We start from the raw sequence: 21,148 nt of genomic DNA, 5'->3' as shown, positions 1-21,148 counted from the left end.
TCCCCCCGAAGGATGGACGGGAGGAACGGGGGCCTTCCCCGGAACAACTGAAAAGGGCGGCGCCTCTCGCGAGACGCCGCCCTTTCCTTTGTTACAGACTGGCCTCGTTACAGACCGGCCTTCGTTGCAGAACTGGACCCTTACGGGTTCAGCGGCTGGGCGATGTTCTGGTCTTCCTGTCCCCGGTCCGTCAGATCGGGGCCGGGATGGCTGTTGGCGTTGTTGGCGCCGTTGGACCAGCCCTTGATGAAGAAGCTGACGACGATGAAGGCCGCGCCGATGGCGATGCCGCCCCAGCCCAGCTTCTCGAAGATGCCCAGCGAGGTGCGCAGCGCCAGACCCGGGTCCAGCACCTGACCGCCGACGGTCTCGGTGCCGGCCAGACCGGCGATCCAGCCGCCCACGAACTGGGCGATGGAGCTGGCCAGGAACCAGACGGCCATCATGAAGCTGACCACCGAAGGCATCGACAGCTTGGTGATCTCCGACAGGCCGACCGGCGACAGGAACAGCTCGCCCGTCGTGTGCAGCATGTAGAGCAGGCCCAGAAGCACGATCGGCATCTGGAAGGCCGAATTCGCCATGCCGGCGCCCCAGACCACGACCATGAAGCCGAGGCCGACCTGGATCAGGCCCAGGCCGAATTTCAGCGTTGGGTTCGGATCCATACCGCGCTTGCCGAGGAAGGCCCACAGGGCCGCCATGATCGGCGCGAAGATCAGGATGAAACCGGCGTTGAACGACTGGGTCTGGGCCGCCGTCACGGTGGCGTCGATCCAGAAGCCGGAAGGCGTGATGCCCGCCGCCGCCAGTTGCGCCGGGGTGCCCACGGTGACGCCGAACAGTTGGAAGGCCGTCGGCGTCAGGCTGAGGTCGACGTTACGGTCGGCGAACAGGTTCAGCGAGGTGCCGGCCTGTTCGAACAGGGTGAAGAAGACCACCGAGCCGAAGATCAGCACCACGGCCAGCATCATGCGCTCGCGTTGGGCGCGCGTCTGACAGACCTTGAGGATGACGTAGAGGATGAAGGCCAGGGAGGCGAGCGTGGCGACGGTCAGGACGCTGCCCACCAGGGCGTTGCGCTGGACCATGAACCAGACGATGCCGACGCCGAGAATGCTGAGGATGTAGATGCCCCATTCGCGGTTGATCGGCCCCAGCATCGGCGCCTTGAGCGCCTGCGGGTTCGGAGGCTCGCCCTTGCCCTGCAGCAGCGGCTTGCCGAGCACGAAGACCACCCAGCCCAGAGCCATGCCGACGCCGGCCAGGCCGAAGCCTGCCCACCAGCCGACGGTCTGACCCAGATAGCCGCACAGCACCGCGGCCCAGAAGGCGCCGAGGTTGATGCCGTAGTAGTAGAGGGTGAAGCCCGAGTCGCGACGCGGGTCGCCCTGCGGATACAACTGGCCGACGATGGTCGAGATGTTCGGCTTCAGAAAGCCGACGCCCATGATGATCAGCGACACCGCCAGATAGAAGACGTTGACGCCCGCCATGTCTCGGGTCGCTTCGATCTTGTACTCGCCGGCCGGGATCACGGCCGGCAGGGCGCCGCCCGTCGGCAGGCCTGCGACAGTCAGGCCGCCGCCTTCAGCCGGACCGAAGGCGTATTTCTTGCCGTCGACCACGATGCCGACGTCGCGCGCGGCGCCACGGCCTTCGGCCGCGATCTCATAGGTCTGACCGGCGTAGGTCAGGGTTTCGGTGGCGGGACGGCCTTCGAAGGCCATCATGCCGTGACCGGCGACCAGCAGCAGGGCGCCGAAGGCCACGGCCTTGCGCGTGCCGATGAAGCGGTCGGCCATGATGCCGCCCAGCAGCGGCAGCAGATAGACCAGCGACGTGTAGGAGCCGTAGGCCGACCCCGCCATGGCGTCGTCGAACAGGAAATGCTGCGTCAGGAAGAAGATCAGGATGCCGCGCATCCCGTAGTAGGAGAACCGCTCCCACATTTCCGCGAAGAACAGGATGATCAGTCCGCGCGGGTGGTGTTTCAGGATCTGCATCAGCACGGGCACGCCCGTGACGAAGGTGATGATCAGACCAATGGCGATGACGATGTTCATGAACGGTCCCCCCTGCGCCGGTTCCTGTCGATCGCCCGGGCGACGCCCCGTCGCGATTCACGCAAGCGCGCCCCAAGCGCGCCCCCTCCATCCGTCGTGCTCAACGGCAAACTCCATGCTCGACGCCCCCGACGGGCGCTAAAGCGCGCATAAGCAGCACGGCAGGCCGGCGCGAACAAGCGTTAACGCCGTGACCCGTCGCCGCGATGACGCATTTGTCAGGCCCTGAAATGCAGCTTTAGATTCGGCGACAGGGACGGGGGCGACTCGAAGCTCGGCGGATTTGACGCCGACGGCGGCCCTTCGCGCTCGCAGGCCTAGGGCCGGGCCTTCAGTTCGTCGCGGATTTCGGCCAGCAGGGCTTCGGTCGGGGTCGACGCGGGCGCCTGATCGCGACGCAGTTTGTTGATCGCCTTGACCAGCAGGAAGACGACGAAGGCCACGATCAGGAACTGGATCAGGGTGTTGATGAAGGCGCCGTACTGGATCGCCACCTTCTCGATCGCGGGGGTGGCCGGGTTTTCCGGCACCAGCACCCATTCCAGCTTGGAGAAGTCGACCCTGCCCAGCAGCAGGCCGATCGGCGGCATGATGATCTGGTCGACCAGACTGGTGACGATCTTGCCGAACGAGGCGCCGATGATGACGCCGACCGCCAGATCGACGACGTTGCCGCGCGCGGCGAATTCGCGAAACTCGGAAAACAGGCTCATCCTCGGATCTCCGTCAGGCGTCGCCAGAAGCGTTCAAACGCTCCCGAAGTTCCTTGCCGCTCTTGAAAAAGGGCACGGCCTTGGCGGGCACTTCCACGGTTTCGCCGGTGCGGGGATTGCGCCCGACGCGCGCGGGACGGCTGCGCACCGAAAAGGCGCCGAAGCCACGCAGTTCGACCCGGCCGCCGTCCGACAGGGCCTCGGTCATCTGGCCCAGGATGACGTTGACGACCCGCTCCACCTCGGCGTGGGTGAGGTGGATGTTCTCGGCCGCCAGCTTCTCGATCAGTTCAGACTTGATCATTCAGGCCCCCGCCCGTGGCTGTTTCAGATGCAGTCGCTTCCGCTCAGGCTCGCACCCTAACCGTCTGACGCCACAGGAAGAAAGGGGGTCGCGTCGATTAGGAGCGATTCTTACGGCCAAGCCCCGACATTGGCGCGGGTTCTTGCCCGCCACGCAAGAAAAAAGGCGGCTGGATCGCTCCAGCCGCCCCGTTTTCTGGTCGATAAGGAAGATTATTCCTTCGAACCGGCCTTTTCGCGAAGCGCGGCGCCCAGGATGTCTCCCAGCGAAGCGCCCGAGTCCGACGAACCGAACTGTTCGATGGCCTCGGCCTCGTCCTTCATTTCCAGCGCCTTGACCGACACCGAAACGCGGCGCGTGGCCTTGTCGATGCCCGTGATCATGGCGTCGATACGATCGCCGACGGCGAAGCGTTCCGGACGTTGCTCGTTGCGGTCGCGCGACAGGTCCGACTTGCGGACGAAGGCCGTGACCGGCGCATCGTCTTCACCGAACTTGACTTCGATGCCGCCGGTTTCGATCGACGTCACCGTGACGGTGAGCTGCTGGCCACGCTTGTAAACGTCGCCTTCCATCGGATCGCCGCCCAGCTGCTTGACGCCCAGCGAGACGCGTTCCTTCTCGATGTCGACGTCCAGCACCTTGGCCTTGATCGTTTCACCCTTGCGGTAACGCTGGATGGCTTCTTCGCCCGACACGTTCCAGTCCAGGTCCGACAGGTGGACCATGCCGTCGATGTCGTTGTCCAGGCCGACGAACAGGCCGAACTCGGTGGCGTTCTTGACTTCGCCTTCGACGGTCGAACCGATCGGGTGAGCCTCGACGAAGGCTTCCCACGGGTTGTTCTGGGCTTGCTTCAGGCCCAGCGAGATACGGCGCTTGGCGCTGTCGACGTCCAGGACGATGACTTCCACTTCCTGCGAGGTGGAGACGATCTTGCCCGGATGGACGTTCTTCTTGGTCCAGGACATTTCCGAGACGTGGACCAGCCCTTCGACGCCGGCTTCCAGCTCAACGAACGCACCGTAGTCGGTGATGTTCGTGATGCGGCCCGTGTACTTGGCGTTGACCGGGTACTTGGCTTCGACGCCGTCCCACGGATCCGACTGCAGCTGCTTCATGCCGAGCGAGATGCGCTGGGTGTCCGGGTTGATCTTGACGATCTGGACCTTGACGGTGTCGCCGACGGCCAGGACTTGGCTCGGGTGCGAGACGCGCTTCCACGACATGTCGGTGACGTGCAGCAGGCCGTCGATGCCGCCCAGGTCAACGAACGCACCGTAGTCGGTGATGTTCTTGACGACGCCTTCGCGGACTTCACCCTCTTGCAGCTGGCCGACCAGCTCCGTGCGCTGTTCGGCGCGGGCTTCTTCCAGGATGGCGCGACGCGAGACGACGATGTTGCCGCGCGGACGGTCCATTTTCAGGATGGCGAAGGGTTGTTCCTTGCCCATCAGCGGGCCGACGTCGCGCACCGGGCGGATGTCGACTTGGCTGCCGGGCAGGAAGGCCGAGGCGCCGCCCAGGTCGACGGTGAAGCCGCCCTTGACGCGACCGACGATGGCGCCGTTGACCGGCTGACCTTCGGCGAAGACGACTTCCAGACGGGTCCAGGCTTCTTCGCGACGAGCCTTGTCGCGGCTGATGACCGCTTCACCCAGGGCGTTCTCGACGCGTTCCAGGTAGACTTCGACGTTGTCGCCGACCTTCGGGATGACAGCGCCTTCGCCGATGCCGAATTCGCGAGCCGGGATACGACCTTCGGTCTTCAGACCGACGTCGATGATCAGGATGTCTTTTTCGATGCCGACGACGCGGCCGTGAACAACCTGGCCTTCGCCAAGGTCGCGACCCTGAAGGGTTTCGTCGAGCAGCGCAGCGAAATCGTCACGCGAGGGGTTATGGGTGTCGGTCATATAGCTCTGGGGTTATGGCGCGCGACCAGGTGGTCCCGCACGGGTGGATAGACAGGGAAAGGGAAAGTCAGGTCGTCAGGACGCGAGGCCGGCGCAAGGGGCGCAAACAAATAAAGCCAGAGCGCCCGCGGAAGCCGAGGTCAGGAGCGTTGGATTTGTCCAGCGAGGTCTAAACCCCGGCCCGGACGCGCGCCGCCTCGACGAGACGGCGGGCCGCATCGAAGGCGGCTTCTATACCCAGATCGGTCGTGTCCAGCAAGACCGCGTCCTCGGCCTGAACCATGGGGGCGGAATCTCGGCCCGAATCCCGCTCGTCGCGGCGGCGGATGTCCTCCAGCATGTCGGCGAAGGCGATGTCCTGCCCACGCGCCGTCAGTTGACGCCAGCGGCGGTCGGCGCGGACTTCGGGGCTGGCCGTGACATAGAGCTTGGCGGCGGCGTCCGGGGCGATGACCGTGCCGATGTCGCGGCCGTCCAACACGGCCCCGCCGGACTGACGGGCGAAGTCCTGTTGCAGCTTCAGCAGGGCGGCGCGCACGCCGGGATGGCTGGCGACCCGGCTGGCCGCCTCCCCCGCGTCGCGCTCGGTCAGGCGAGCGTTGTCCGACAGGCCGACGATATCCAGTGACAAGGCTGCAGCCTCGGCCGCCTCGGCGTCGCCCAGGTCCTGACCCGCGTCCAGCACCGCCAGACCGACGGCGCGATACAGCAGGCCCGTATCCAGATGCGGCAGCCCGTAATGAGACGCCAAACGCGTAGCGATCGTCCCCTTGCCCGAGGCGGCGGGGCCGTCGACGGCGATGACCAGACCGGCGCTCACGCCGCGCCCTCCGACACCGAGGCGCCCAGGCCGTTCATCAGTGCGACGAAGCCGGGGAAGCTGGTGGCGATCATTTCCGGATCCAGTACCGAGACCGGCTGTTCGGCGGCCATGCCGAGGATCAGATGGCTCATGGCGATGCGGTGATCGTGGGCGGTGGCGACGGTCGCCCCGCCCTTCACTGCGCCCCCGGTGACGATGAAGCCCTCGGCCTCTTCTTCGACCGCGACGCCGCAGGCGGTCAGGCCGGCGACCATCAGGGCGATCCGGTCGCTTTCCTTGACCCGCATCTCGCCGATGCCGCGCATGACGGTGCGGCCCTCGGCATAGGCGGCGGTTGCGGCCAGGATCGGATATTCGTCGATCATCGAGGCGGCGCGGTCTTCCGGCACCACCACGCCCTTGAGCGCGGAATAACGGGCCGTGATGTCGCCGACATCCTCGCCCCCGCTCATACGGCGGTTAGAGATGGTCAGGTCGGCGCCCATGTCGATCCAGGCAGCAAACAGGCCGGTGCGCTGCGGGTTCAGCATGACGCCCTCGACCGTCACCTCAGAACCCGGAACGATCAGGGCCGCCGCCAGGGGGAAGGCCGCCGAGGACGGATCGCCCGGCACGGCCACGGCGGTTCCGGTCAGGCGTTGCCCGCCCTTCAGGCGAATGCAACAGCCCTCGCCTTCCTCGGTCACGTCCACCGTCGCCCCGAAGGCGCGCAGCATCCGCTCGGTGTGGTCGCGGCTCTTTTCCGGCTCGACCACGACGGTCTCGCCCGTCGCGTTCAGCCCAGCCAGCAGGATGGCCGACTTGATCTGAGCCGAGGCCACCGCCTGCACATACTCAATGCCGCTCAGACCGCCGCCACGCAGGGTCAGGGGCACGCGATCCTCGGCGCCGTTCCAGTCAAAGCGGGCGCCCATGTCGGCCAGCGGCCCGGTGACGCGCTTCATCGGTCGTTTGCGCAGCGAAGCGTCGCCGTCAAAGGTCGCGGTCAGGTCATAGCCGGCGGCGGCGCCCATCAGCAGCCGCACGCCGGTGCCGGCGTTGCCGCAATCGATGACCGAAGCCGGGCTGCGGAATCCGCCGCGCCCCGTCACCCGCCAGCGCCCGTCGCCCAGACGCTCGACGGTCGCGCCGAAGGCTTCGACCGCGCGGGCGGTGGCCAGGATGTCGTCGCCTTCCAGCAGACCCTCGATTTCGGTCACGCCTTCGGCCATGCCGCCGAGGATGAGCGAACGGTGCGACATCGACTTGTCGCCCGGCGCGCGGAGGACGCCTTTCAGGGCGGAAACGGGTCGCGCGGTAAGGGTCGAGGGGGCAGTCACCCGGCCAAAAACTCCGATTGTTCAGGAAACCCCGCGCTGGCGCGGATAAGAAGGCTTTTGACAGCGCCCCCCTTGGGTGGCAAGGGAGCCGACCGAATTCCGGAATTCAACTCCTGCCGAAGGTTTATCCCGTGGCCAATCCCGAACTGGGCCAAAAGCAGGTCTGCCCGAACTGCCAGGCCAAATTCTACGATCTGAACCGTCGCCCGGCGCACTGCCCCAAATGCGACGCCGAGTTCGATCCGCTTGAAGAAGCGATGCGCAACCGCCGCGTTCGCGGTCGCACCGGCCCCGGCTTCGCCGCCGACGAAGAGGCCGAGGATCAAGTCGCCGACAAGGCGAAGGACGCCGAAGACGAGGACGAGGAAGCTGAACCCTCGACCCCCGAAATCGACGAGGAAGGTCATGAGCCGATCCTGACCCCCGACGACGACGACGATGCTGAACCCAGCGCCGACGACGCCGGCATGGGCGCCTCGGACGGGGACGACGAAGACGCCCTGGCCGACGACGATGACGACTCGGTGCCCTTCATCGAAGACGAAGACGACGACTCGCTTGACGACGACATCGTCAAGCCGTCGCGCGACGACGACTGATACCAAGGGTCGGAAAAGTAAGCGGAAAAAAAGTTGTCAGAGCGGCTTGATCTCTCAAAAGGCCTGACATAGTTTCCGCCCCTCGCTGGGGACCACAATATCCCCGGCGAGGCCGACCGAAAGGTTCGGGGCTTTAGCTCAGTTGGTAGAGCGCTTGCATGGCATGCAAGAGGTCAGCGGTTCGACTCCGCTAAGCTCCACCATCGAAGGCCTCGCGGAACACCCGCGGGGCCTTCGTCCTATCTGCTCCGGTTCGCCGGGACGACGACATACCCAAGCCGCAAGGCGCGGGGCTTTAGCTCAGTTGGTAGAGCGCTTGCATGGCATGCAAGAGGTCAGCGGTTCGACTCCGCTAAGCTCCACCATCAAAGGCCTCGCGGAACCCCCGCGGGGCCTTTGTCCTGTCTGGCCGCTTCTTTCCGTCAGTCCTCGTCCATCGCCCGGAACATGGCCTCAGCCTCGTCGAAGCTGTCGTAGCTCAGTTGCTCGGGCGGGCGGACGATGACGAACCAGGACACGGCCCGCCCCGGCGCCAATGTGCGCGTCTGCTGCCAGAAGCTGCGATCCGGCCGGGTCTGAAGCAGGGTCCATTCCCCCTCGCCTTTCGGCGGTTCGGGCTGAGATCGCGCGTCCATGTCGTCCTTCGTCCTGCCTGAACCCGCACACGACAACAGCGACGCTTGAGAGTCAAAGGCGTTGAAACGCCCCTCGGCGGCGCCGGACTGCCAATTTGTTCAGGCAAGGCGTATGGAACCCTCCATATCACCCATTCAGAGGCCTTATTCGCCCGTGAGCTCTTCGCTGACCGCATCCTCCGCCGAGGACCAAACCAAGACCCGCGCCATCGTCCCCGTGTCGATGCAGGGCTATGACGCCGACTTCCAGGCCTTCGCCGACGCGCTGGGCGCCTCGTTCGCTCGCTACGGCTTCGCCGTGATCGCCGACCACGGCCTGGACCAGCCGACGATCGACGCCGCCATCGCCGACGCCAAGGCCTTCTTCGCCCTGCCGGAAGACGTGAAGCGCCAGTACCACCAGGCCGGCACCGGCGGCGCCCGCGGCCTGACCCCCTTCGGCGTCGAAACCGCCAAGGGCGCGACCGTTCAGGATCTCAAGGAGTTCTGGCACGTCGGCCGCGAACTGCCGGCCGACCACCCCTATCGCAAATACATGCGCGACAACGTCTGGCCGACCGAGATCGAGGGCTTCAAGCCGCATCTCTATGGGATGTTCGAGGCCCTGGATCAGCTGGGCCGCAAGATCCTCAAGGCCATCGCCCGCTACATGAAGCTGGGCGACGACTATTTCGAGGACAAGGTCGAACTGGGCAACAGCGTCCTGCGCATGCTGCACTATCCGCCGGTCCCCGCCGACGCGCCGGGCGTGCGCGCGGGCGCCCATGAGGACATCAACGTCATCACCCTGCTGCTGGGCGCCGAAGAGGCCGGTCTGCAGCTGAAAGACGCCGACGGCGAGTGGCTGGACATCGCCCCGCCCGCCGGCGCCCTGGTGGTCAACATCGGCGACATGCTGCAACGCCTGACCAACCACGTCCTGCCGTCGACGACGCACCGCGTGGTCAACCCGGCCCCCGAGCGCCGCGGCTTCGCCCGCTATTCGACGCCCTTCTTCCTGCACTTTAACCCGGACTTCCCGATCGAGACCCTGCCGTCGACGATCACCCCGGAAAACCCGGACCGCTACGCCGGCAAGACCATCCTGGCCGAGGACTTCCTGATGGAACGCCTCAAGGAGATCCGCCTGATCTGACGGATCGGCGTAGTTCAGAACGAAGAAAGGGCCGGCGTTTCCGCCGGCCCTTTTTGTTTGCCGATCCCGTCGGCGTCAGCGCGCGATGCGCAACCGGGTGATGTCCCGCCCGATGGCCTTGAAGGCGTCCTTCAGGTCGGCGCCGCTGTTGGCGTTGTAGAAGTGGGTGGTCTTGTTGGTGGCGCAGGTCTCCAGCACCTCGATCGCCGTATCGACGCCCGCCCCGCCCCTGCTCGGATTGGAGCCGAGATTGAACCCCACAGTATAGACGATAACGTTCTGGTCCCGCATGGCGTTGCACAGCGAAACCGACTGCGAGAAGGCGTTACCATTGGTGGCGTTGCAGCTGATGTGGGTGTCGGCGCCGCCGCTGCCGTTACCGGCGTCACGCGCGATCGCATCCTTACAGAAAGGGGTATTGAACTCCCCGTCCGTCATCAGGATGACGACCTTCAGCGTCTTCTGCGGATTATAGGCCGCCGGCGCGCTGGCTCCGGTCCACAGAGACGAGAAGTTCGGAGACACTAGATACCAACCCCAGGCTAAGCCGATCTGACCCGCCGTCGAGCCGCCGGCAGCCAGCGCGTTGATCTTGGCCTTCAGGTCGGTTCGACTACTGGACAGGGGGATCACGCCGGCAGTCGGACAGGGATTGCCGTTCGACGTGGACGGATCGGTATAGCTGCGACCGACGCGCGCGCCGAGGGTCGGCGCCGCATCCGTATAGGCCTGCGCGCCCGTGCGTTCACTGGCGCAGTCGCTAACCGGATAGGTTGTCACGCCGCCGGATGCATTATCGAAGCGATACCACTGACAGCCCTGTTGAGCGCACCAAGCCCGACCGGCGCTAGTGTAGGCGCCGTAGCTGGCGGCCGACCCCCCCGTCGAGAAGCTGTTGGCGGTCACATTGCCCACCACCCAACTCTTCTTGTTCAGTTCGGTCATACCCTTCATTTCGTCGATCCAGACTGCCTGGCCGTTCAAGAGCCCGTGCCCGCTGGCGGTGACCACCACCGAGCAGTCCGACACCAGGCATTTCTGGATCGTGCCGTTCGACGAATAGCTGCTGTAGCCGGAGCTACTGACGGCGGTGCTTTGGCCCGGAATCCGCACCTGGAAGGTGTTGGTCTGAGAGTCCATGACCTCAAGCGCCCGGTCGTTCATCTGGGTCATGCCCTTGATGCCGCTGATCCAGACGTAGTCGCCGTTGGCGAAACCGTGGCCGTTGGAGGTAAAGACCGCCGGATTGGCTTTAGTGATGCCGCCTACGGTCTTGGCGACGCCCGTCTTCCATTGCGCGTTGGTGATCGAAACTGGCGCCGGAATGCTGCCCCGCGCGGCGTCGGCGTAGCCGCCCAGGTTTACCCCCACGGCGTAGGGCGCCAGGGCGACCTTCGAATAGAAGGGCGCCTGCTGATCCTGGACGACGATGTCGATCAGTTCGTTGGCCGCGGCCTTCAGATCCTTCAGCGGCTGCCCGCTCATCGACCCGGTGATGTCCAGCGCCATGGCCACCTCGACGTCGCGCGAGGCGCGCAGGACTTCGGAGTGGCTGCCGACCGGCAGGTAGTCGTCCATGAGCTTGCCGTAGGGCGGCAGGACGATGTTGGCGACGATGACCTTCACGTTGACGCGGGCGTCGGCGAGGATGCTGTTGCCCTGCAGCGTGAAGCTGGCCGTGTCCGTCGACCCCGTCTTGAAATAGGCCGGCATGTTGGCCTTCAGCGCGTCCAGCCCGATGCGGTTGAGGTTGACGTCGTCGGTGTATTTGGATCGCGCGGCGGCCAGGGCGGCGGCGTCCAGCGCATCCTGAAGATTGGCCTTCACCTTGGAGGCCTGGTGAATGTCGATGGCCCCCAGGGTGACCATGACCAGCATAGGCAGCACCAGGGCGAACATCATCGCCACATTGCCGCGCGTGCCCGCGACGAACCGCGCCGCGAAGGCTCGCGCGGCGCGCGTCAGCCGGTTCAATCCGCTCATCGCTCCGTTCGTCACCGTCTCGACCCCGCCTGCCATCGTCAGCGGACGCAGGTCCGCATTCCGCCGAACTGTGGCGTGGTTCGGTTAAGGGATGGCCCTATGGCGACGGTTAACGTCGGGTTTCAGCGGTCGACGCAGGCGTCCAACCCCGCCTCGCGCACCGTGCCCATGGCCGCCTGGACGCGACCGGCGCGGCCGCGGATATAGGGACCGGGATCGGCGGCCTGATAGCGGCGCGGACTGGGCAGGATGGCGGCCAGACGCGCCGCCTCGCGCGCCGTCAAATTCTCGGCGCTCTTGTTGAACCAGTGGCGGGAAGCGGCCTCCGCGCCATAGACGCCCGGCGCCCATTCGATGACGTTCAGATAGACCTCCATGATCCGGCGCTTGCCCCAGGCGGCTTCGATCATGACGGTGTAGCCGGCCTCCAGACCTTTCCTCACCCAGTCGCGGCCGGGCCAGAGGAAGACGTTCTTGGCGGTCTGCTGGCTGATGGTCGAACCGCCGCGCACGCGCGACGAGCCGCGCTGCTCGGCCCGCTCATTGGCCTTCAGCGCCTTCTGGATGGCCTCGACGTCAAAGCCGTGATGCTGACAGAAACGCGCGTCCTCGGCGGCGATCACCGCCTCGACCAGACGCGGCGAGATGTGGTCCAGCGATCGCCAGCGGTAGTCCATGCCGTGACCCGCGACCGCCTGTTTGACCATCAGGATGGTGAACAGCGGCGGCACAAAACGGTGCAGCGCCACCCCGCCGACGGGGATCAGGGCCAGGATCAGCAGCAGGGTCAGCAGCGGGCGCCGCCTACGGGTCTTCGCACGGGTCATGCCGCCATCCTGCCCGAGGAAGGTTGAGAAATCACGGCCACGCTTAACCCACGTTCGTCATTCTCGGGCCTGTCCCGAGAATCCAGAGACTCGACGGCGCCGATGATACGCCGCGGTTCGATCATCCGATGTCGAGTCTCTGGATCCCCGGCACAAGGCCGAGGATGACGCCCGAAGGGAGGGTGAAGACGATGGCGGCGAGATGGCGGATCAGAGCGAGACGACGCCGGCCTGACCTTCTTCGTCGGCCCAGGCGATGCGGGCCGCGCCTGAACTCATGGCCAGGGCGACGATGGGCGCGCCCTTTTCTCCCTTGATGAAGGCCAGCCCCTGCCCCGCCGGATCGGCCCACCAGATGCGGCCGTCGTCCAGCCCTGCGGCCAGTCGCCCATGCTGTTCGGCGGCGGCGACCAGGGAAATCAGGGTCGTTTCGTCAAAGCCGATCTCGGTCGCCTCGCGCCCCATCGGGCCATTGGCGCCGATGAAGGGCCACAGCACCACGCCTTGCGCGCCCGAGGTGGCCAGCAGTTGACCTTTGGCCATGAAGGCGAAGCTCTTCACCTTGGTCGGATAGCCGCCCATCCGCATGTTCTTCTGATCCTTCAACCGCCAGCCGTGCAGTTGCGCGTCCTGCATCGAGGTGACGACGAAGGCGCCGTCGGGCGAGAAACCCACCGCCAGGTGCGACCCGGCCCATTTCAGCAGAACCGGCTGCTGCTGCTCGATGCGCGCATACCACAGCGCCGCCCCGCCATAGGTCGAGGTCGCCACTCGCCGTCCCTTGGGGTCGAAGGCCACGCCCGAGACGGTGCGCTCGTGCTGGAAGTCGCGACGGAAGACGGCGTCCTTGCTGTCGATCACCGACAGGGTGCGGCCCGCCGAGAAAGCAATCAGGCCGCTCTCGGCCGAGGCGGCGATGGAGTCGATCCACTGGCCCTTGGCCGTGGCCAGCAGGACCGCCTCGCCTTCGCGGCTCCACACCACCTTGCCGTCGTCGCCGCCGGTGACGACGCCCTCGCCCGAGGGGTGGACGGCGGCGCACAGGATGGCCCCGTCATGGACCTCGCTGCGGGCGCCGTTCTCGAAGCGCACCGAGCCGTCACCCAGGGCGAAAATCGCGCCCGTCTTGTCGAACAGGGCGGCGGTGACCTGGGCGTCGAAGGAGAAGGTCGTCATGGCGGCTCGCGGCGTGGAGAAGAGTCGGAAGCCACGCTCATAGCGCCGTCAAATCCCGATGTCCCGCCCGCAGACGGTCTCCGCTGCGGCGACTAGAAGGTGACCGACGCCTTCAACCCCGCCACCGTCACGTCCTTGCGGCCGTCCACGCCGCCGGGATCATGATAATACTGGATGTTCGGCCGCAGGACGAGCCAGGGGCTGGGATGCAGGCTGTAGTAGAGTTCGGCGGCGTATTCGGAATGCTGGACCGGCGGGCCTGCCGGGTCCAGACGCTGCCCCTCGGCGACGCGGTCATTGATGTGGCTGCGGCCGACGCCGAAGCCGATGGCGTCCTCGGGATGACTGGCGAACGGCCCCTTGTAGAACAGTCCGCCGGCCAGATGCTGCTCGACGGTCGAGGTTTGCGCATCGGCCTGGACCAGATTCAGGAACAGGATCAGGCCGCGGTAGGGCGTGCCGTCGCTGGCGCTGCCCGTCACCTGTTGCTGAAGCAGGACATAGCCGCCGTAGCGTCCGTCCCGACGCAAGGGGGCGTCGCCGGTCAGCACGCGGGGCTGACGGTTGACGTCCAGCAGCACGTCGTCGCCGTCCACGCTGCTGTACCAGGCCCCGACCCGGTAGTTTCCCGGCAGACCTTCGGCGCCCAGTTTCGGCGTCCAGCCGACCTCGACCGGGACCACGACGCCCGTAGCGCCCTTGAAATAGCCAATGGTGAAGGCGTTCTTCAGGTCTTTCGGATTGACCTGATAAACTCCGACCTGGGCATAACGGTCGCCGTCCTTGACGCGAAGCCGCGCGGCCCACTGGCTGATCGGCCAGTTGAACCAATAGGACCCCGCCACCCTGCCCGGGATCGAACCGCAGAAACTCAGGTTCTGGAAGTAGCAGGAGAAGCCGCCGAAATCGTCGCTTTCGGGGATACGCCCGACCTTGAGCGCGGCGCGCCCGCCGGCGAACTCCTGTTCGTACCAGAACTGGGTCAGCCGCCAGGTCTCGCCCCGGCCGAAGATCTCCTGCGGCTGCAAGATCACGCCCAGGTCCGCCCGGGTGACCAGGTTGTCGCCGTAGCGATAGACCGCCGTCGCCTGGAAGGACCCGCCCTTGAGGCCGAACAGCTTTTCCATGTCGAGGCGTGCGCCGACGTCGAACTGGCCCGCCTCGGCGAAGGTGCGGCGGGTTCCGCCCGACAGATTGGCCGCGGATTCCGAAGACAGGCGGGCGTTGATCCGAACGCCCCGATCAAGCCATCGCGACCGCAGGCCGCCCCAGTCGCCGGTCAGTTCGGTCCGGGGGGCGCTTGGCGGCGGCGCGCTCTGGGTGTCGGCCTGCTCAAGCGGCTTATCCTGGCCCGCCGCCAAGGCGGTGGCGGGCGCGGCCATCAGCCACGCCACGACGACAAACCCTGCCCGCGCCATTGTGCGACCTCCAGCCGTCACCCTTGCCATGACACAAGACGCGGACCGGCTATCGGGTTGCATGGAGCGCGGGTTCAGAGCGCGGCCGAGGCAGGGGGAAAGCCGCGCCGTCAGCCCTTGTGTGCGCGCTGGCGAAGGTAGCGAAGAAACGTTCGGGACGTCTCATAACGCCCCGCCGGGCGCTGTCGCCTGTGAAGACCTGGCCCTATAGAGGCGCCCATGACCCTGCTGCTCATTCCCGGCTTCATGGCCGACGCCACCCTGTGGGACGCCATGACCGACGACCTGGCCCCGTTCGGGCCGCTGGTCGCTGTCGACCTGAGCCGGGGCGAGGACATCGAGACCATGGCCGCCGCCATCCTGGGCGACGCGCCTGACACCTTCGTCGCGGTCGGCTTTTCAATGGGCGGCTACGTGGCGCGCGAACTGGCGCGGATCGCGCCGGAGCGGGTGACAGCCCTGATCCTGATCGCCACCTCGGCGCGCGGTGACACCGAGGATCTGATCCGCCAGCGCCGCTCGGCCCTGAAGGCCGCGCCCAAGGCGTTCAAGGGCCTGAGCCGCCCGGCCATCGTCTCGTCGCTCCATCCCGATCTGGCCGGGGACGAAGCGATGATCGCGCGGGTGCGCGACATGGGCCTGCGGCTGGGCGGCGAGGTCTTCCATCGCCAGTCGGCCCTGGCGCGGGCGGGTGATCTGGACCGGCTGAACGAGATCCGCCAGCCGACCCTGATCGTCGTCGCCGACGCCGACCGCCTGCGCGGCCCGGATGAGGCCGAGGAACTGCATCAAGGGATTGCGGGCTCGACGTTGGTTCACGTCGCGGAAAGCGGCCACATGATCCCGCTGGAACAGCCGGAGGCGCTGGCGAAGGTGATGGCGGATTGGCTGGCTGGGTTGCCCGCGCTCTAGCCGCCTCCCCCGCCCCTTGATGCCGTCATCCCCGCGAAAGCGGAGACCCAGGCGGTAAGAGCGGGCTGACGTTGCGCCTCTGAAATGCGAACCGGCGCATAGGCGCCTGACGTCTGGATCCCCGCTTTCGCGGGGATGACGGCGGAGGGGGAGCAGCGCGGGTCAGTTCGGCTTATGCGTCTCGACCCAGCGTTGCGTCATCAGCGCGCCGGATGCGTAGGCTTCCTGCAGTTCCACGCTCCAGTAGTTGAGCATGTCCAGCGGGATGGCCGCGCCCGAGACGGCGCAGACCACATGGTCCCCGCCCTTGATGATCTCGAACTCGGGCGTGCCGTAGATGACCTTGGCCTCGACGCGGGCTCTGGGCGGCGGGTTCATGCCGCGCAGGCCTCGAACCCGGCCTTGAGCGCGGCCTCGTCCAGATCGCGGCCGATGAAGACGGCGCGGCTCCAGCGGCGTTCCTTGTCGCCCCAGGGCTTCTGCAGGTCGCCTTCTAAGATCATGTGCACGGCCTGGAAGACCAGGCGGCGGTCCTCGCCGTCCACGTCGATGATGCCCTTGGCGCGCAGGATGTTCTGGCCCTGCTCGCCCAGCAGCTTGTCCAGCCAGGCGGTGAACTTCGCCCCGTTCAGCGGCCGGTCCAGCGTCAGGGAGATGCCCTTGATGTCGTCCTCGTGGGCGTGGCCGCGCGGCCCATGGTCGTGGTGATCGTGGTCGTGGCCGCAGTGCTCGTCATGCACGTGGTCATGGTCGTGGTCCCCGGCATGGTCATGCCCGTGGCCGCAGTCGGCGTCGTGGACATGGCCCTCGGCGCCGTGGGGCGGGTTCACGAAGTCGGGACGGACCTCGACGATGCGCTCCAGATCAAAGCCGTGCAGACCCAGGATCTGATCCAGCGGCACATTGGCGCGCTCGGCGCGGATGATCGGGGCCAGCGGGTTCAGGGCGCGCAGACGGCGCTCGACCGCGGCCAGCTCGTCCTCGGAGGCCAGGTCGACCTTGTTCAGGATGATGCGGTCGGCGAAGGCCACCTGCTCGCGCGCTTCCTTGCTGTCGTCCAGACGCGCCATGACGTGCTTGGCGTCGACCAGGGCGGTCACGCTGTCCAGCTGGGTCTTGGCCTTAACCTCTTCATCGACGAAGAAGGTCTGCGCCACCGGGCCGGGGTCGGCCAGACCCGTGGTCTCGACGATGATGGCGTCGAAGGCGGGCTTGCCCGGACGCTGGCGCTTCATCAGGCCCGAGACGACGCGGATCAGGTCGCCGCGCACCGTGCAGCAGACGCAGCCGTTGTTCATCTCGAACACGTCCTCGTCGGCGCCGACCACCAGGTCGTTGTCGATGCCGATCTCGCCGAACTCATTGACGATGACGGCGTAACGCTTGCCGTGATCCTCGGTGAGGATGCGGTTCAACAGGGTGGTCTTGCCGGCGCCGAGGTAGCCGGTGAGGACGGTGACGGGAGTCTTCTGGGTCATGGGCGGCTAGATGGAGCGTCCTGCTTGGAAAGGGAAGAGCCGCGTTCAGCGCAATCTTCTACGAAATGCCGCTCAGGCCACCGTCAACGCATAGGCCGCAGCAAACAAGCCGGCCATGCAAAGCCAGCCCGCCAGCCACCCCGCGAGGAACCTGCCGAAGGAGCGCCCCAGCCCCTCGCTCCTTCGGCAAGCGCCCAAGAAGCGCATCATATGAACGACGCAATAAGCCCATGACGCAATGAACCCGATGCCGCAGACGATTACCGCTAGCATCAGCAGATTGGCGACGGGAGATGCGCTCATATTCATGGCGCCTAACAGGTCGGGCAGTCCGGCAGGGCGCCGCTTTCCAGCTGGAAGGTGGTGTGGCTGATGCCGAAGCGACTGCGGGCCACCGCCTGCGCTTCTCCCAGCAGGGCGTCAGCGTCGGGCCGGTCGTGGACCAGATGCGCCGTCAGGGCCGTGTCCGTGGTCGACAGGCCCCAGATGTGCAGGTCATGCACCGCGCTGACGCCCGGCAGAGCCAGGAAGGCGTCGCGAACCTCGTCCACCTCGACCCCGTTCGGGGCGGCGTCCAGCGCCAGATTGACCGAGTCCTTCAGGAGGCCCCAGGTCCCCAGCAGGATGACGATGACGATGCCCAGGCTGACCAGGGCGTCGATCACGGCCCAGCCGGTCAGCAGGATGACCGCTCCTGCGATGACCACGCCCAGCGACACCGCCGCGTCCGCCATCATGTGCAGATAGGCGCCGCGCACGTTCAGGTCCTTGTGCTGGTCCTTCATGAACAGCAGGGCGGTGCCCAGGTTGATGACGAAGCCTATGCCCGCTACCGCCATGATGACGCCGGACGCCACCGGCGCCGGCTCGGCCAGCCGCCGCACGGCCTCGAAGGCGATGGCCCCGCAGGCGAAGATCAGCAGCAGGGCGTTGCCCAGCGCCGCCAGCACCGTCGCCTTGCCATAGCCGTAGGTCCGCTTCGGTCCCGCCGCGCGCCTAGCCAGCCAAGCCGCCCCCCCGGCCATGGCCAGCCCCAGGACGTCGGACAGGTTGTGGCCCGCATCGGCCATCAGGGCCGCCGAATCGGCCCAGATTCCGGCCCCGAACTCGACGACCACGAAGGCCAGATTGACGATCAGGCCGAGGGCGTAGCGCCAGTCGCCGGTATCCACCGGCCCGTGATGATGGCCGCCAAGCCCGTGCGAATGGGAATGGCCGTGATCATGGTCATGAGAATGGTCGTGGCCGTGACTGTGGTCGTCGTGATCGTGGGCGTGCGCGTCGTGAGCCATGACGCGGACCCTAGTGCTGGTGCGTCAGGACGAGAAGCCCGATCACGATCAGGGCCACGCCCAGAATGGCGCCTTCATAGCGCGCCCAGCGCTCCAGCCGCAGAATGGAATAGCCCGCGCTGGCCAGAGCCGACAGCAGGGTCATGCCCAGAACCGTGCCGAGCGCGAAACTGACGGTCAGCAGCCCCAGCGCCACCATCCCCTCCGTCGCCGACGACAGATAGATGGGCAGCAGCACCTCGCCCGGCGTCACCGCCATCATCAGCACCAGGCCCCAGAAGGCGGCGCGGTTCGACACCGCCGGCTCAGGCGCCTCCGCTTCCGGCCCCGTCGCGGTGAGCGGCTTCTGCAGCGAGGCCCGCGCCAGATAGAAGGCGCCGAACAGGAAGAGCAACGCCGCCGACAGATGGGGCAGCAGCCCGCCGATCCAGGCGTTCAACGCCAGACCGGCCGCCACGATCAACGACCCCACGATGGCGGTCGAGGCGATATGGGCCAGCCCCGCCGTCACGGCCACCGTCATCACGCGGGCGATGCTCCACCGCTGCGCCCGCCCCACCAGTACGAAAGGCAGCCAGTGGGTCGGCAGGGCCGCATGCAGAAAGGCCGCGACGAATCCTCCGCCCAGAAGCGAAATCAGAACCGGCTGCTGGAGATCGGGCGGCGACATTCCGGGGTTTCTATCCTGTTACTTTGTAACGGTCGAGAGGTCTGGCGAGGGAATCCGCCACGCTTACGCGGGCGTTCTTCTATTGCGGACAGCCGACAAATCAGGCCACATCCAAACCGCGACGCCGACTGTGCACGGGTTTTGGCCCTGCCGACCGCCCTTTCGCGTTGACTCTGGCTCGCCCTTCCGTATATGTCGCCGCTCTTCGCCCGCAGGGTTTCCCAGCGGGCGCATTCTTTTTTGCGTTCACGCTGAGGCTTCCAAATGTACGCGGTGATCAAGACCGGCGGAAAGCAGTACCGGGTTCAACCGGGCGATGTGATTGTTGTCGAGAAGCTCGACGGCGACGCTGGCGCTGCCGTCAATTTCGGTGAAGTCCTCATGCTGGGCGGCGACAAGGGTGTTACGGTCGGCGCTCCGCTGATCGACGGTGCGGCAGTCGCCGCAACCCTGGTCGAGACCCGCAAGGGTGAGAAGATCAAGATCTTCAAAAAGACCCGTCGTCAGGGCTATCGCCGCACGAACGGCCATCGTCAGATGGAAACCGTCCTGCGCATCACCGGCATCGAAGGCGCCGGCGAGAAAGCCAAATGGGACGGCACGGTCGACCTGATGACCAAGGCTGAAATCAACGCTCGCGCCCGTGGCCTCGCCCCGCGCGTTGAAGTTGAAGCCGAGGCCGCCCCGGCCAAGAAGGCTCCCGCCAAGAAAGCCGCCAAGGCTGAAGGCGCCGAAGCCTAAGATATTCACCGGCGCTGTCGCAGCGCCTAGCAGGACGAAGGTCGCGCTCACGTAGCCCGCAAGGGCGATGGCGCACCAAGGAAGAGGAGCAGACCAATGGCTCACAAGAAATCCGGTGGTTCGTCGCGTAACGGTCGCGACTCCGAGTCGAAGCGCCTTGGCGTGAAGAAGTATGGCGGCGAGCGCGTGCTGGCCGGCAACATCCTCGTGCGTCAGCGCGGCACCACCTTCCACCCGGGCGACAACGTCGGCCTGGGCCGCGACCACACCCTGTTCGCCACGGCGACGGGTTCGGTGAAATTCACCACCAAACGTGGTGGCCGTTGTTACGTGTCGATTCTCGCGGCCAACGACGACGCTCAGGCTATGGCCGCCGAGTAACGCAAACTGGACCAAAATCCGGGATCGCGTTGCTCTTAGAAGCCGCGATCCGGACCAGGGAAAATATTCCGCGGGGAGTCTGGATCACCAGGCTCCCCGTTTGCGTTTCCCCGCCTCGCTGACCGCCCGAGCCCTGATGAACAAGGACGGCGGTCGCACCAGAGGGGCGTGACCCATGTGCATGATTGAAACTTCTCCCGTCGTCGAAACGCGGCGCCTCGTCCTGCGTGCGCCGGGCGCCCAGGACGTCAGCCGCATCGCGGCCCTGGCCAACGACCGTGACATCGCGCGCATGACCAAACGCATGCCCCACCCCTTCCATGTCCAGGACGCCGAGGAGTTCGTGCTGCACGTCGCCGCCCAGGACCCGAAGCGCGCCAATACCTTCATCATCGAGCACGAGGATTTGGGGCCTGTCGGCGTCATCGGCCTGTTCGAGGGCGAGGATAATGTGCCCGAGACCGGCTACTGGATCGGCCGCGACTTCTGGGGCCGGGGCTTCGCCACGGAGGCCCTGGAAGGAGCTCTGGTCTGGGCCTCGAAGCGGTGGAAGCGCCGCGCCCTTGTCGCCGGCCACTTCGCCGACAACCCCGCCTCGGGCCGGGTGCTGGAAAAGGCCGGCTTCCTCTACACGGGCGAGACCCGCCCGTCCTTCAGCCAGGCGCGCGGCGAGATCGCCGACACGCGGATGATGGTCTGGCTGGCCTGAGTCTGGCCTGAGCCCCGCCTGATCGCCGCCGTCCTCCCCGGGGCGGCGGTG

At 66.4% G+C, this 21,148-nt stretch carries 22 protein-coding genes and 2 tRNA genes; 8 read left to right on the top strand and 16 right to left on the bottom strand.

All coding sequences use genetic code 11. From position 1 onward, the window contains the following. Positions 1–140: 140 nt before the first annotated feature. From AC1DJ5_RS05875 to aroA, 6 genes are all read right to left on the bottom strand, one after another. On the bottom strand, positions 141–2,066 hold the full coding sequence (locus AC1DJ5_RS05875) for a peptide MFS transporter (protein ID WP_477019978.1): 1,926 nt from the start codon (positions 2,064–2,066) through the stop codon (positions 141–143). Between the two features lie 317 nt (positions 2,067–2,383). Then, positions 2,384–2,779, bottom strand: a complete 396-nt coding sequence (gene mscL / locus AC1DJ5_RS05870) for a large-conductance mechanosensitive channel protein MscL (RefSeq protein WP_477019977.1) — start codon at positions 2,777–2,779, stop codon at positions 2,384–2,386. A 13-nt stretch (positions 2,780–2,792) separates the two neighbouring features. Next, on the bottom strand, positions 2,793–3,083 hold the full coding sequence (locus AC1DJ5_RS05865) for an integration host factor subunit beta (RefSeq protein WP_105562595.1): 291 nt from the start codon (positions 3,081–3,083) through the stop codon (positions 2,793–2,795). A 212-nt stretch (positions 3,084–3,295) separates the two neighbouring features. Next, entirely contained in the window at positions 3,296–4,999 is a 1,704-nt protein-coding gene (rpsA, locus tag AC1DJ5_RS05860; RefSeq protein ID WP_441454215.1) for a 30S ribosomal protein S1, read from the bottom strand. Between the two features lie 169 nt (positions 5,000–5,168). Then, positions 5,169–5,819 carry a (d)CMP kinase gene (cmk, locus tag AC1DJ5_RS05855; protein WP_477019976.1) on the bottom strand — a complete coding sequence of 217 codons (651 nt, stop codon included), beginning with the start codon at positions 5,817–5,819 and terminating at the stop codon, positions 5,169–5,171. After that, entirely contained in the window at positions 5,816–7,141 is a 1,326-nt protein-coding gene (gene aroA, locus AC1DJ5_RS05850) for a 3-phosphoshikimate 1-carboxyvinyltransferase (RefSeq protein WP_477019975.1), read from the bottom strand. Before aroA ends, cmk begins: the two co-directional genes overlap by 4 nt. A 131-nt stretch (positions 7,142–7,272) precedes the next feature. Between aroA and AC1DJ5_RS05845 the strand changes: the two genes are divergently transcribed. The 3 genes from AC1DJ5_RS05845 to AC1DJ5_RS05835 all read left to right on the top strand — a co-directional run bounded on the left by AC1DJ5_RS05845 (position 7,273) and on the right by AC1DJ5_RS05835 (position 8,105). Continuing rightward, complete coding sequence (locus AC1DJ5_RS05845) at positions 7,273–7,740, top strand: TIGR02300 family protein (protein WP_441454218.1); 468 nt, start codon at positions 7,273–7,275, stop codon at positions 7,738–7,740. A gap of 127 nt (positions 7,741–7,867) precedes the next feature. Beyond that, positions 7,868–7,943 (top strand) — tRNA-Ala (locus tag AC1DJ5_RS05840). 86 nt (positions 7,944–8,029) lie between these two features. Beyond that, positions 8,030–8,105 (top strand) — tRNA-Ala (locus AC1DJ5_RS05835). Positions 8,106–8,162: 57 nt separating this feature from the next. On the opposite strand, the gene AC1DJ5_RS05830 is transcribed toward AC1DJ5_RS05835, so the two are convergent. Further along, entirely contained in the window at positions 8,163–8,375 is a 213-nt protein-coding gene (locus AC1DJ5_RS05830; RefSeq protein WP_441454219.1) for a hypothetical protein, read from the bottom strand. A gap of 223 nt (positions 8,376–8,598) precedes the next feature. Between AC1DJ5_RS05830 and AC1DJ5_RS05825 the strand changes: the two genes are divergently transcribed. Then, positions 8,599–9,510: an isopenicillin N synthase family dioxygenase gene (locus AC1DJ5_RS05825; RefSeq protein ID WP_441454434.1), complete on the top strand. Its 912-nt coding sequence runs from the start codon at positions 8,599–8,601 to the stop codon at positions 9,508–9,510. A gap of 75 nt (positions 9,511–9,585) precedes the next feature. Here AC1DJ5_RS05825 and AC1DJ5_RS05820 read toward each other — a convergent pair whose 3' ends face one another. The 4 genes from AC1DJ5_RS05820 to AC1DJ5_RS05805 all read right to left on the bottom strand — a co-directional run bounded on the left by AC1DJ5_RS05820 (position 9,586) and on the right by AC1DJ5_RS05805 (position 14,914). Next, entirely contained in the window at positions 9,586–11,493 is a 1,908-nt protein-coding gene (locus tag AC1DJ5_RS05820) for a ubiquitin-activating E1 FCCH domain-containing protein (protein ID WP_477019974.1), read from the bottom strand. A 122-nt stretch (positions 11,494–11,615) separates the two neighbouring features. Continuing rightward, a complete protein-coding gene (gene mtgA / locus AC1DJ5_RS05815; RefSeq protein ID WP_477019973.1) occupies positions 11,616–12,320 on the bottom strand; it encodes a monofunctional biosynthetic peptidoglycan transglycosylase in 705 nt (234 codons plus the stop codon). A gap of 210 nt (positions 12,321–12,530) precedes the next feature. After that, positions 12,531–13,496, bottom strand: coding sequence for a WD40 repeat domain-containing protein (locus AC1DJ5_RS05810; protein ID WP_477019972.1), 966 nt, complete (start codon positions 13,494–13,496; stop codon positions 12,531–12,533). 92 nt (positions 13,497–13,588) lie between these two features. Continuing rightward, on the bottom strand, positions 13,589–14,914 hold the full coding sequence (locus tag AC1DJ5_RS05805) for a carbohydrate porin (RefSeq protein ID WP_477019971.1): 1,326 nt from the start codon (positions 14,912–14,914) through the stop codon (positions 13,589–13,591). Between the two features lie 219 nt (positions 14,915–15,133). Here AC1DJ5_RS05805 and AC1DJ5_RS05800 point away from each other — a divergent pair, with 219 nt between their 5' ends. Continuing rightward, the gene (locus AC1DJ5_RS05800; RefSeq protein WP_477019970.1) at positions 15,134–15,826 is read left to right on the top strand and encodes an alpha/beta fold hydrolase; all 693 of its coding nucleotides are present in this window, start codon (positions 15,134–15,136) and stop codon (positions 15,824–15,826) included. A gap of 162 nt (positions 15,827–15,988) precedes the next feature. Here AC1DJ5_RS05800 and AC1DJ5_RS05795 read toward each other — a convergent pair whose 3' ends face one another. From AC1DJ5_RS05795 to AC1DJ5_RS05775, 5 genes are all read right to left on the bottom strand, one after another. Continuing rightward, positions 15,989–16,204: a DUF2093 domain-containing protein gene (locus tag AC1DJ5_RS05795; RefSeq protein ID WP_477019969.1), complete on the bottom strand. Its 216-nt coding sequence runs from the start codon at positions 16,202–16,204 to the stop codon at positions 15,989–15,991. Then, complete coding sequence (locus tag AC1DJ5_RS05790) at positions 16,201–17,304, bottom strand: CobW family GTP-binding protein (protein WP_477019968.1); 1,104 nt, start codon at positions 17,302–17,304, stop codon at positions 16,201–16,203. Before AC1DJ5_RS05790 ends, AC1DJ5_RS05795 begins: the two co-directional genes overlap by 4 nt. Before the next feature lie 72 nt (positions 17,305–17,376). After that, a complete protein-coding gene (locus AC1DJ5_RS05785) occupies positions 17,377–17,607 on the bottom strand; it encodes a hypothetical protein (RefSeq protein WP_477019967.1) in 231 nt (76 codons plus the stop codon). A gap of 11 nt (positions 17,608–17,618) precedes the next feature. Beyond that, positions 17,619–18,596, bottom strand: coding sequence for a cation diffusion facilitator family transporter (locus AC1DJ5_RS05780; RefSeq protein WP_477019966.1), 978 nt, complete (start codon positions 18,594–18,596; stop codon positions 17,619–17,621). Between the two features lie 10 nt (positions 18,597–18,606). Beyond that, entirely contained in the window at positions 18,607–19,266 is a 660-nt protein-coding gene (locus AC1DJ5_RS05775) for a hypothetical protein (RefSeq protein WP_441454228.1), read from the bottom strand. A gap of 264 nt (positions 19,267–19,530) precedes the next feature. Here AC1DJ5_RS05775 and rplU point away from each other — a divergent pair, with 264 nt between their 5' ends. The 3 genes from rplU (at position 19,531) to AC1DJ5_RS05760 (ending at position 21,097) form a co-directional block, all read left to right on the top strand. Then, complete coding sequence (gene rplU, locus AC1DJ5_RS05770) at positions 19,531–20,007, top strand: 50S ribosomal protein L21 (protein ID WP_441454229.1); 477 nt, start codon at positions 19,531–19,533, stop codon at positions 20,005–20,007. 96 nt (positions 20,008–20,103) lie between these two features. Further along, complete coding sequence (rpmA, locus tag AC1DJ5_RS05765) at positions 20,104–20,388, top strand: 50S ribosomal protein L27 (RefSeq protein ID WP_477019965.1); 285 nt, start codon at positions 20,104–20,106, stop codon at positions 20,386–20,388. A gap of 175 nt (positions 20,389–20,563) precedes the next feature. Beyond that, positions 20,564–21,097, top strand: a complete 534-nt coding sequence (locus AC1DJ5_RS05760; RefSeq protein WP_441454231.1) for a GNAT family N-acetyltransferase — start codon at positions 20,564–20,566, stop codon at positions 21,095–21,097. The last annotated feature ends 51 nt before the right edge of the window (positions 21,098–21,148 follow it).

It is taken from the genome of Brevundimonas sp. 01N35, from assembly GCF_056399785.1.
This window is presented reverse-complemented; position numbering and strand designations above follow the sequence as displayed.

What these genes read in the sequence shown, in the direction of transcription:
- mtgA (WP_477019973.1), bottom strand. Translation starts at nt 12,320, where the DNA reads ATGACCCGTGCGAAGACCCGTAGGCGGCGCCCGCTGCTGACCCTGCTG.
- mscL (WP_477019977.1), bottom strand. Translation starts at nt 2,779, where the DNA reads ATGAGCCTGTTTTCCGAGTTTCGCGAATTCGCCGCGCGCGGCAACGTC.
- AC1DJ5_RS05800 (WP_477019970.1), top strand. Translation starts at nt 15,134, where the DNA reads ATGACCCTGCTGCTCATTCCCGGCTTCATGGCCGACGCCACCCTGTGG.
- AC1DJ5_RS05795 (WP_477019969.1), bottom strand. Translation starts at nt 16,204, where the DNA reads ATGAACCCGCCGCCCAGAGCCCGCGTCGAGGCCAAGGTCATCTACGGC.
- AC1DJ5_RS05805 (WP_477019971.1), bottom strand. Translation starts at nt 14,914, where the DNA reads ATGGCGCGGGCAGGGTTTGTCGTCGTGGCGTGGCTGATGGCCGCGCCC.
- AC1DJ5_RS05865 (WP_105562595.1), bottom strand. Translation starts at nt 3,083, where the DNA reads ATGATCAAGTCTGAACTGATCGAGAAGCTGGCGGCCGAGAACATCCAC.
- AC1DJ5_RS05830 (WP_441454219.1), bottom strand. Translation starts at nt 8,375, where the DNA reads ATGGACGCGCGATCTCAGCCCGAACCGCCGAAAGGCGAGGGGGAATGG.
- AC1DJ5_RS05875 (WP_477019978.1), bottom strand. Translation starts at nt 2,066, where the DNA reads ATGAACATCGTCATCGCCATTGGTCTGATCATCACCTTCGTCACGGGC.
- AC1DJ5_RS05785 (WP_477019967.1), bottom strand. Translation starts at nt 17,607, where the DNA reads ATGAGCGCATCTCCCGTCGCCAATCTGCTGATGCTAGCGGTAATCGTC.
- AC1DJ5_RS05825 (WP_441454434.1), top strand. Translation starts at nt 8,599, where the DNA reads ATGCAGGGCTATGACGCCGACTTCCAGGCCTTCGCCGACGCGCTGGGC.
- AC1DJ5_RS05775 (WP_441454228.1), bottom strand. Translation starts at nt 19,266, where the DNA reads ATGTCGCCGCCCGATCTCCAGCAGCCGGTTCTGATTTCGCTTCTGGGC.
- rplU (WP_441454229.1), top strand. Translation starts at nt 19,531, where the DNA reads ATGTACGCGGTGATCAAGACCGGCGGAAAGCAGTACCGGGTTCAACCG.
- AC1DJ5_RS05760 (WP_441454231.1), top strand. Translation starts at nt 20,564, where the DNA reads ATGTGCATGATTGAAACTTCTCCCGTCGTCGAAACGCGGCGCCTCGTC.
- rpmA (WP_477019965.1), top strand. Translation starts at nt 20,104, where the DNA reads ATGGCTCACAAGAAATCCGGTGGTTCGTCGCGTAACGGTCGCGACTCC.
- rpsA (WP_441454215.1), bottom strand. Translation starts at nt 4,999, where the DNA reads ATGACCGACACCCATAACCCCTCGCGTGACGATTTCGCTGCGCTGCTC.
- AC1DJ5_RS05790 (WP_477019968.1), bottom strand. Translation starts at nt 17,304, where the DNA reads ATGACCCAGAAGACTCCCGTCACCGTCCTCACCGGCTACCTCGGCGCC.
- AC1DJ5_RS05820 (WP_477019974.1), bottom strand. Translation starts at nt 11,493, where the DNA reads ATGAGCGGATTGAACCGGCTGACGCGCGCCGCGCGAGCCTTCGCGGCG.
- AC1DJ5_RS05810 (WP_477019972.1), bottom strand. Translation starts at nt 13,496, where the DNA reads ATGACGACCTTCTCCTTCGACGCCCAGGTCACCGCCGCCCTGTTCGAC.
- AC1DJ5_RS05780 (WP_477019966.1), bottom strand. Translation starts at nt 18,596, where the DNA reads ATGGCTCACGACGCGCACGCCCACGATCACGACGACCACAGTCACGGC.